The sequence below is a fragment of the Gottfriedia endophytica genome (genome assembly GCF_017814275.1).
Lineage (GTDB): Bacteria > Bacillota > Bacilli > Bacillales > Bacillaceae_G > Gottfriedia > Gottfriedia endophytica.
In genome coordinates, this window is sequence record NZ_JAGIYQ010000013.1 from 87,062 (window position 1) to 97,465 (window position 10,404).

At 30.8% G+C, this 10,404-nt stretch carries 10 protein-coding genes and 1 pseudogene; all 11 read right to left on the reverse strand.

What is annotated here, in order from left to right:
* Position 1: 1 nt before the first annotated feature.
* Entirely contained in the window at positions 2-991 is a 990-nt protein-coding gene (locus J5Y03_RS16170) for an LCP family protein (RefSeq protein WP_209407035.1), read from the reverse strand.
* Positions 992-1,416: 425 nt separating this feature from the next.
* Complete coding sequence (locus J5Y03_RS16175; RefSeq protein ID WP_209407036.1) at positions 1,417-2,499, reverse strand: toxic anion resistance protein; 1,083 nt, start codon at positions 2,497-2,499, stop codon at positions 1,417-1,419.
* Positions 2,500-2,516: 17 nt separating this feature from the next.
* Entirely contained in the window at positions 2,517-4,139 is a 1,623-nt protein-coding gene (locus J5Y03_RS16180) for a YceG family protein (protein WP_209407037.1), read from the reverse strand.
* A 486-nt stretch (positions 4,140-4,625) separates the two neighbouring features.
* On the reverse strand, positions 4,626-5,369 hold the full coding sequence (locus tag J5Y03_RS16185; RefSeq protein ID WP_209407038.1) for a TerC family protein: 744 nt from the start codon (positions 5,367-5,369) through the stop codon (positions 4,626-4,628).
* Positions 5,370-5,386: 17 nt separating this feature from the next.
* Complete coding sequence (locus J5Y03_RS16190) at positions 5,387-5,965, reverse strand: TerD family protein (protein WP_209407039.1); 579 nt, start codon at positions 5,963-5,965, stop codon at positions 5,387-5,389.
* A 73-nt stretch (positions 5,966-6,038) separates the two neighbouring features.
* The gene (locus J5Y03_RS16195; RefSeq protein WP_209407040.1) at positions 6,039-6,617 is read right to left on the reverse strand and encodes a TerD family protein; all 579 of its coding nucleotides are present in this window, start codon (positions 6,615-6,617) and stop codon (positions 6,039-6,041) included.
* 25 nt (positions 6,618-6,642) lie between these two features.
* Positions 6,643-7,236, reverse strand: a complete 594-nt coding sequence (locus J5Y03_RS16200) for a TerD family protein (RefSeq protein WP_209407041.1) — start codon at positions 7,234-7,236, stop codon at positions 6,643-6,645.
* Positions 7,237-7,521: 285 nt separating this feature from the next.
* Positions 7,522-7,854, reverse strand: a pseudogene (locus J5Y03_RS16205) (GNAT family N-acetyltransferase); the annotation flags it as partial.
* 25 nt (positions 7,855-7,879) lie between these two features.
* Positions 7,880-8,056 carry a hypothetical protein gene (locus J5Y03_RS16210; RefSeq protein ID WP_209407042.1) on the reverse strand — a complete coding sequence of 59 codons (177 nt, stop codon included), beginning with the start codon at positions 8,054-8,056 and terminating at the stop codon, positions 7,880-7,882.
* Between the two features lie 44 nt (positions 8,057-8,100).
* A complete protein-coding gene (locus tag J5Y03_RS16215; RefSeq protein WP_209407043.1) occupies positions 8,101-8,991 on the reverse strand; it encodes a GNAT family N-acetyltransferase in 891 nt (296 codons plus the stop codon).
* A 264-nt stretch (positions 8,992-9,255) separates the two neighbouring features.
* Positions 9,256-10,044: a COG4705 family protein gene (locus tag J5Y03_RS16220; RefSeq protein ID WP_245208927.1), complete on the reverse strand. Its 789-nt coding sequence runs from the start codon at positions 10,042-10,044 to the stop codon at positions 9,256-9,258.
* Between the last annotated feature and the right edge of the window lie 360 nt (positions 10,045-10,404).

Here is a 10,404-nt window from a genome sequence, read left to right on the forward strand (position 1 = left end):
TTTAGTTTCTTTTCACTAAACTATTATCTGTTAACCCAAGATGCTCCCTCATTTTTTTTGAGATGTCTTGAACACTTGTTTTATCCGGAACATAATACCAAATTCCATTTACCATACCACCTTTACCTGTATAAGCTAATGACTCAGTATGAGATGGAATATCATTTGGTAAACTTTTAAAAAGAGAAAAGGCATCTCCCATTCCTATATTTGTTGTAATATTTTTACTAAACTCTTTTGAGTATGTGTCAATATTCAAGATTGACATCGGAGTTTTTAATTCTTTTATAATTGCAGATAAAACTTGTCTTTGTCGCTCTTGACGTCCAAAATCACCATTGTTATAATCACGTTTTCGCATTCTGCTATATGCTAAGGCATGCAAACCATCTAAGTGTTGTTCACCTTTATAGAAGTATACCTTCCTTCTAGGTTTTGTATCTGTATTTTCCCAGAAATCAAATGGAACATTTACTTTAATCCCACCTACAGCATCAACAATGTTTTTAAAACCTGAAAAATTTACAGTGACATAATAATCAATTGGAACATTCAAAAACTTTTCAACCGTCTTTATTGTAGTTTTTATTCCCCCTCTTGCATAAGCACCGTTAATTTTTGAGGTAACATTAAAATCTACAATATCTACATAACTATCCCTGGGAATACTTAATGTTTTCAGAGTTTGATCCTTTGGATTATATGTTGCAAGGATCATTGAATCAGTTCTTCCATTGACTCCTTTTGTAGCATAATCTTCTAATCCTAAGAAAAGTATAGAAACAGGGTCCTGTTTGATATCAACTTTTTCTTTTGGAGGGCGTATAGTTGATACAATTTTAACTCCCTTTGTCATCTTATTTATTGCAGAATAAGTTATATAAGTTTTATATCCTACAATTCCAAAAATAATTAAGCAGATTGTTCCAATGATACTTAATACTATTTTATAAGTTATCTTTTTTTTCGGTTTTTTTCTCGATAATTCCATCCAAATTTTCTCCTTTTAACTTCCCATTTCCCCAATTTAACATGAGTGTTCAATTCGAAATATTGCATACTTCCTTTTCCTTACATAAATTAATACTACACTTATGCAGAATATCCTCTTTTTTGTCAATATGTGTAAAATTTAAATAGGAATATTTTCATAGAGTTTAAAATGAAAATTCGATTCGCATATCGGATCGAGTAAAGAAATAAAAAAGAGCGACTTTACTTTCTATTAGAATATTCATTTCCCATCTTTTTTATGGTACGAAATAATTGGACGGTATTTCCTTTTTAGTCAGATATATTGATTTAAACACTATTTATGCCCATAAAATTTCATAAAAAAAGATAGTAAAGCAGATAACTTTACTATCTTTTAAGAATGTTCATTTCTAATAAGTATTAAATTTGTATACTTAACAATTAAGATTGTTTCATTTTAACAAAGTTTTCTTGAAGTTGCTCTAAACGTAATTTTCCTTGTTCACGTAGAACTTTGTTTTCTTCTTCAATTGCTTTTGTTTCTTGCATTCCTTTAATAATGATATTCCATGTTTCTTCCATAGTTTCAATCTTAACACTAGGTGCTCCTGATAATTTTGCAATTTCAACACTTTGTTGTGAAATTGTTTGGGCATTACGTAGTAACAACTCATTTGTACGTTTATCCAATTCATTCATAGATTGCGCAACAAGGTTTTGTCTTTTTGCTGAAATAGCATTGATTAAAGCAGTTTTAAAGATTGGAATTGTTGTAACGAAAGCAGAGTTTATCTTACCAATTAACTTTGTATTACCACGTTGTAATAATCGAATTTGAGGTGCTGATTGATAAGCTACTTGTTTTGCCATTTCTAAGTCATAGATACGTTGTTCTAATAACTCAATTCCATTTTTTAATGAATCTAATTCCATCATAGCAAGTTGATTCCCTGTTTCAGCTTTATCTGTTAATGGAATAAGCCCGGTTTTTAACTCCTCAACTTTTAGTTCCCCTGCAACGATATATTTTTCTAAATCCATATAATAATTAACATTTTGTTCGTAAAGTGATTCTAGCGTGTTTGTAGACACTTTCATCTCATTTTCATATTTAGTAATTTCGATATACACTTTATCAATTTCAGTTCCCATTGATTGATATTTATCAAATAATTTATCAATTAACCTTTGACCACGATTAAATATTTTCGAAAGTAAGCCCTTTTCTTCAGCAAAATCTTTTGAATCAAAACGGTCCATAATTTTACCTAATTGTTTTAATAATGCACTTGACTCTTCCATACTTGATGCTTTCATTGTATTTAAGATTTTACCAGAAAAAGTAGAAATTTCATTTGCAGGTTCTTTACCATATTCAAGTAAAGCAATTTGGTTTTTATGATCAATTTCTTTAGATAAACGTTGTACTTCTGGTTCATTTCTAAGTTGTAACTTCATTTCATTTGGGTTGGTCTGTAAATTTCCATCTAATTTTTCTAAATTTGCAAGCGTATTTAATGTCATTTTGATATCCCCTTTATTTAAAATAATTTTTTGATGACACGTTTTAATATTGATTGGCCATGTACTTTTAATTCTTGAAATTCTTGATCAAAACTAACTTCGTCTAACCAATGTGTATCAAAATATTTTTCTTCAATAAACATTTCAATATCATTTTGACCTGTTGGATTTAACAAAATAATATCAATCCCAAATTCATTTAATAATAAAAGCAGAGCTGCATCTGATCGGCTCAATGTACCGTTTTGTTCGGTGTTATAAATTAAAAGTTTTGGAACTTGCTGAGTATAATCAAACTGCTGTAATAAACGTAAGATTTCAACGGGTATATTCATCACCTGATTGAATAAGAATAATTGAGTTTGTTGTTTTGCTTCATTTGCAAGAGGTTTAATCACTACATTCTCTACATATCTAGCAATTGCTAAGGCTAAACCAAATTGTAAACCATTAGGCAATTCTTTATACTTCCACCAATTACTCTCCATCATTTTTTGTGGATCAAGTATTCCATCCTGACCTAAAGCATTTTGATAATGATATTGGTTATTTCCTTTAATAAAGTTTGTGAAAGGTAAATGATCAATCGTATGAGTGATTTCGTGATAAGTTAGTTGTTCAACTTTTTCCCAATACTCACGTCGATTTTTAGGTACGCCTACTATTTTTGAAAAGAAAACTGGGATTTGAACAATGTTATTCTTCACTTCAAAATTAGGTCGTAGCATAGCTCTTTCTTTATGTAAAATGAATAATTCATCATAAGTTGTTTTTAATGTAATAGATCGCGTTGCATAATTTCTAAATTGCCATGGTTTAAATAATAATGAATCATCTGTATGTATTAATCGTTCAATTTCTTTTGAAGCCTTATGAGCCACAGTTTCTTTTCTTGCCGGTTTTGTTTTTGGAAAAGGAACTAATGGAGTAGTTGCAGGTAAAGTATAGATAGTAGATCCATCATTTTCTCCCGTCAATATAGACAACATATCTTTTCCCTCAGGGTGAAAGATTACTACATCAAAGCCTATAAGAATAAGCAAATATAAGAAATAACTCTCACTAAAAGTCATATCACCATACCATAAAATAAGTGGTGAATTTCTAGGAAAATCATTTTCTAGCCATTTTTTTATATGATTATGCAACCATTTCACTAGGTCAACTAATACTCTTCTAAAATTATTATCTAAAAATCCGTTTGTATTCGAATCTTTAAATTTAGTAAGTACTGTCTTAATTTGATTTCGAATATGAAGATGAATATCTTGATTTTCGTGTTTAGGAATTAATTGAGAACCTTCAAGAAATGCAATTAATCGATTAACAGACAAACCATGTTCAGCAGTATTAATTGAGAGTATTTTTTGAATGTCTTGAAACATTTCATTTGAAATGTTTTTATCAAGTTCCTCACTTAATAAACATATATTTAAATATTCATCATGAGTCAAATCGTATAAATTTTCAAAGTACTCATCTACATCGGTAGTTGAACCTAATATTTGCCAAGCAATTTGATTATATTGAATAAATTCCCCGACTTGTTGGATATCCTGTCTTTGTGAAGATGGTTGTTTTAATGTAGTCAACCATTCGTAATTATTACTATTCATGATTTTTGGGGTAAACATTACCATGTAAATCCTCCTTTCCTTAAACTTTACAATATAACGGCTTAGGTTGTCCAAAAATATTCACCTTAACTTCTCATGTTTCTACTCATGACAGGATTAAACTGTATTTAGTAATTTTCCATCATTGGTTTATATTTTTTTGTAACTTAACTCAAATAGTCTACTGCGAATTTTTAGGATTTAACGTCACATTATAAATCATGAATTACTAGAGGGTGACAAATCGTGAGAACATTGTTTAAAAGGAATAGAGAAGATATCCGTTTTAAGAATTCACTAAAAATGTATCATCATGTTCTTAAATCTCCTATATTCACTATTATAGAGATCGCTATATTATTATTGATAGTAGGTTTGTTAATATTAATTTTTTTAAAATAAGTAGGATTCGACAAAATCCACTCAATAATTGACTGAACAACCTCAATTAAGGCTACGGATTCTAAATTAATTGAATATAAAAAGGGAAAGCGAACTTTCCCTTTTAACCTACTTTATTACTGTATTTTGGTCTGTACTTGATTTTTTCTTTACAGCATGAACAACAAATGTTGCTAAGAAAACAGCAATTAAAATGCCGAAGAATACTAATTCATTAATATGGAATCCAAATAATGATGCTGCGATCATTTTTAATCCAATAATAGCAATTAAAACGAATGCAGTGGCTTCAAATTCAGGGATTCTTTCAATAAGTGCTAGGAATAGTTGTGCGACACTACGCATCATTAATACTCCTAACATCCCACCTATAAATAATACCCAGACTTTATCAGATACACCAAATGCAGCGATTACACTATCAAGACTAAACGCGATATCCATTAATTCTACTGCAAGAACAGTTCTCCAAAAACTCATTGCCTTGTTTTGAACTTCTTCATCATCACTTGATTTTTTAACGAAATGACTAATGGATAACCATAGTAGGTACGCTCCACCGAGAACCTTAACCCATGTAATTTTGACAAGAAAAACACCAAGTCCTATTGCAAGGAATCGGAATAAATAAGCACCTAATAAACCATAGAATAATGCTTTCTTTTGTTGAGTTTTTGGTAAGTGACGAACCATTACCGCTAAAACTAAGGCGTTATCAGCTGATAAAAGTCCTTCTAAAATAACTAATGTCCCAATAACTCCCCAACTAGCTGGGTTTGTTACAACTTCTTTAATTGCATCAAACGAAAAGAAGGAACCATAACTATTTATTAAATCATGTATAAAATTCATTTGTTATCCTCACTTAATTAAACTTCTAGTCCATAGTTACGACATAGTGAAGCCAATCCACCTGAAAATCCACTGCCAATCGCATTAAATTTCCATTCGTTTCCATGTTTGTATAATTCACAAAAAACAATAGCTGTTTCAATCGAAAAATCTTCAGCTAGATCGTAACGTAAGATCTCTTCGTTTGTTTCCTCGTTTACAATTCGAATAAACGCATTAGAAACTTGTCCAAAATTTTGATTGCGTATTTCTGCGTCGTGAATCGTTACAGTGATTCCTATTTTTTCTACATGAGAAGGGATTTTTGAGAAATCAACAATTAATTGTTCATCATCTCCTTCACCTTCACCAGTACGATTATCACCTGTATGAATGACTGCCTCAGTTGGGCTTTTTAAATTGTTGTAGAAAATGAATTCATCGTCATTTTGCACTACACCATTTGCATTTGCTAAAAATGCAGAAGCATCTAAATCAAATTCAGTTCCACCACTATATTTGTTTGTATCCCAACCTAATCCAATCACTACTTTTGTTAAACCAGGATTCGATTTTGTTAAATCAATACGTTGACCTTTAGATAAAGAAATTGTCATATTTGATCCCTCCAATATGTAAATAGAAGGCACGTATAAAAACGCACCTTCATTGTAAATTGTAGATTGTAGATTAAACGTCTAATCCGAAATCTTTTACTAAAGAAACAAGTCCACCTTGGTATCCACTACCAATTGCATTAAATTTCCATTCACCACTATGACGGTATAATTCACCTACAACTACTGCCGTTTCAATAGAGAAATCCTCACCTAAGTCATAACGAATTAATTCCTCACCAGTAGTTTCACTTAAGATACGTACATAAGAATTATTAACTTGTCCAAAGTTTTGGCTTCTTGCTTCTGCATCGTGAATCGTTATTGTGAACGCAATTTTTTCAATCGATGATGGAACATTCACTAAGTTGATTTTAACTTGTTCGTCGTCTCCGTCCCCTTGACCTGTTCTATTGTCGCCTGTATGTTCAACTGCTCCATTTGCACCAGTTGTGTTGTTATAAAAAATAAAATCAGATTCTGACGAACATTTACCTGCTCCATTTAATAGAAATACAGAAGAATCTAAATCAAAATCATTTCCGCCATCGTATTTATTTGTATCCCAACCTAATCCAACTACAATATTTGTTAAACCAGGATTTGTTTTTGTTAAATCAACTTTTTGACCTTTTGATAAATTAATTGCCATTTTTATTCGCTCCTATTTTGTGAGATTATTGAAAATGTCTAGCAATTTGATCAATTGCAGTATCTCTAGTACCTTCTCCAACTGCTGAAAATTTCCATTCGCCATTATGACGGTAAATTTCTCCAGGAAATATAGCAGTTAAGCCAGAATAATCATCTGTTAGGTTGTAGTGAGCTAATTCTGAATTAGTAGATCGCTCAACAATTCGAATAAATGCATTTTGTATCATTCCAAAATGTTGTTTACGCTGTACACATGCATAGATATTAACAACGAAGACAAGCTTATGTATATTTGATGGTACTTTATTTAGATCTACGAAGATTTGTTCATCATCTCCGTCACCTTCACCAGTTATGTTATCGCCAGAGTGTATTACACTTCTACAACGACTTGTTTTATTTCCAAAATAAATTACATCGCTTGCACTATGAATTTTATCATTTTCATCTAACATTAAAACAGAAGCGTCACAGTCAATGTTTTCTTGTTTAAAAAATCCGAAAAACCCACCGCTTTTTTGAACTGGGTCCCACCCTAATCCAACAATTAAAGATGAAAGTCCAGCTTTACCTTTAGTTAGATCTATTTTTTGACCTTTCTGTAAAGAAATTGCCATAGCCTAAACACTCCTTAATTATGTATCATCACGATACCGTGATTTGTAGTTTAATAGTATCATAGCTAATATTAATTTACTAATAATTTTACTTTATTGAAACAAAATATTTGTAATAATTTGAATTTTATACATAAAAAATGTTACCTATAAAAATACATAGGAAAAGGAAGTTTCTTTTCAAAAGAGAGAAAAATCTATTACTCTCTAAATAAAAAGTATCTTCCTTTTTACAAGGTAAAGATTATTATGCTGAAGGGAAACAAATAATATAGAATACTTCTATTATTTGTTAGTTAATAAATACTCTTGTTTATCTAACTCAAAGTAATTTAAATCCATACCTCTCCAATTAATGTCTTTCGTGTTTTTCATTCCCAACTTCTTTAATACATGTTGTGAAGCATAGTTATCTGGTTTAGTTAAACCAATCAACTTTTTACATTCTAAATGTTGATAAGCATATTCAACAGAAGCTTTTGCACCCTCTGAAGCGTAACCCTTTCCCCAGAACTCTTTGCCAAGTGCATACAGAACTTCAACTTCTTGTAAATCAGAGATAAAATTGAGTCCCATATGGCCAAGTAGTGTTCCTTCTTTAGTAGTTAAAGCCCAAGTTCCGAATCCATTTTCTTTACATTGATTAGTAAAGAAATTTAATCATCTTTTCTGATTCTTCTTTATTATACGCATCACGTTTAGGCAACCATTTACCAACATCCTTTTGCCCTAAAATAGAAGCATAAGAATCAAGATCATTTTTAGAGTCAAACATCCTTAAAATAAGTCTCTCAGTATAGATAGGTTTTATAGCTTCCACTTTCCACACTCTCCTTTTACTATTCTAGATGCCTTTTTATTACTTCACAGCGTTAAGTACATTTCATATTGTGATAATTTATTTCGTTCAAATCCGATTTTTTTAATAAACCCTTCTAAACTACTATTATTTGGAAAGGAAATATTCAAATTCTTGAGTTCATGTTCAATAATAGCGTTTTTTAATAATTCCGATCCAATTCCTTTACATCTTTGATTCTTTTCAACATATAAAAAGCTAATTTTCCCAGTAGCATTAATACATAAGCTACCAATTAGTTTGTTACCGAAATAAGCACCATAAAAATGATAATTATCACCTTTCTTTATATAATCAAGATCATTTTGCCAGTTAATGTGGTAGTCCCACTTTACTATTGCACTTTCAAAATTAGCTATTGTGATATTTTTTACTATCGCATTTGACGAAAAATGATAGTCTTTTAAACTTGAAATCTTGGATAATGAATAATACGATAGATCATATATTTTTTCATATCCAAGTTTTTTATAAAAATTAATTGCCCTATCATTTCCTAAAATCACTTCTAGAAATAGCTGTTGGCAGTTATGTTGAATTGCTTCGTCTTTGTGTAAATCATATAATTTTTTACTAACATCTTTACCTCTATACCCAGGACTCACTGCTAATGCTCCACATCTCATTGTTTTAATCCCTTCATAATATTTAATCCCACCAAGTACCACACCAATTGGTATACCTTCATGAACCGCAATTAAAGAAGTATCTAAACGATTTCCCTCTGGTCCAAAAAATAATTTTAAAAATACCTCTTTAGAAAACTCCGCTTTGATCATATAATCAGAAAACCCAGCTGAAAATGCTCTATGAACTATATCAAAATCTACTTCATCGCATCTTTTATAATCTACATGTTCAGGTATTATTTTTTTACTTTCCGTATTTGTACTCATTTGAATTCCTCCCATTTGTAATTTGGTAAATATTTAATTTTAAACTTAATCACTTAAAACCGACTATACAGTTTATTTTAAATAATCAGATTATTTTGTCAACAATTATTCCATACTATTTTTGTTAAATTGTGTACATAACACAATTCAAGTTTGTAATTACTATTCAAACACATAAAAAGACACCTTTTCATTCAGGTGTCTTTCATTAATGGGACTTATTTTCCATTTAAAGTCATATTAAATTTTAAAAAATTGACTATCTTATGCTGCTGCTTCATCCTTTTTAACATCTTTGCGCGTAATAGTTAAGTAAATAACAAAGATAATAATAAAAATTGTTAAGACAAGACTAACAGGACCTTTCCCAATCCCTAGACCACCGTAAGCTTTTGATGTCCCTATCCAGTCTGAAAATGAAGCTCCTACAGGACGTGTCATGATATAGGCGAACCAAAATGCGAAAATCTCATTAAAACCAAACTTCCAATAGCCGATAGCTGGAATTGCAAGTAAGATTGTAAAAAGTAAAGCTGAAGGGAAATATCCTAAATGCATTGTTGATGCAGTCATATCTCCTGCAGCAGTACCAAGTGCAAATGTTGCAAGAACAGTTGCCCAGTAAAATTTCTCACGTTTGCTTGTGTAAATACTGTGTATAGAAAGTGATTTCTCAGATTTAAACCACATTACAAAGATTACGATTAGTGAAACGATAAAGAAAGCCGTAGAGACAACGTAAGGTACACCCAACACAACGTGTATAACATCGGCTGCCATCGTACCAAATACACTTACCATCGTGACAACTAACCAGTAAATCCATGGTACATATTTTCGTGCTTTTAATTGTAGTACCAATGAAACAACAAGACCAATTAAAGTAAGTCCTCCTGCCACAATTGGATTAAAAATGTGAGCTAAATAATCTGAAAATACCTCGCCCATACCAGTTGTCAATAATTTCGTAATCCAGAAGAAGGCTGTAATTTCAGGTACCTTATTAAGCATTCCTTCTCTGTAATTCTGGTTAAGTGACCTATACTTATTCATTTGCAACACCCCAAAGATTTACTATTTTATTATTTATTAATCTATATAAATCGATTATTTTCATATTTTGTTAAACCATTTTTTCAAACTTTATTCGGAAAGGAAATTTGTATCTATTAATTACCCGTTACCCGAAGACAAGTATACAATATGGAAATATAAATTCTTCTTAGCTTTTGATTAGATTCTTTTAAACATTAAAGTAATATTTTTTAAGAAAGTTCTATTTTAAATTAATAAACAATCGAGTAGGAGGGAGCGACTAACTCCCGACCTCTCACACCACCGTACGTACGGTTCCGTATACGGCGGTTCAAATTAAGTCTGACGCAGAAATTCATATCTTTGATATAGACTTTT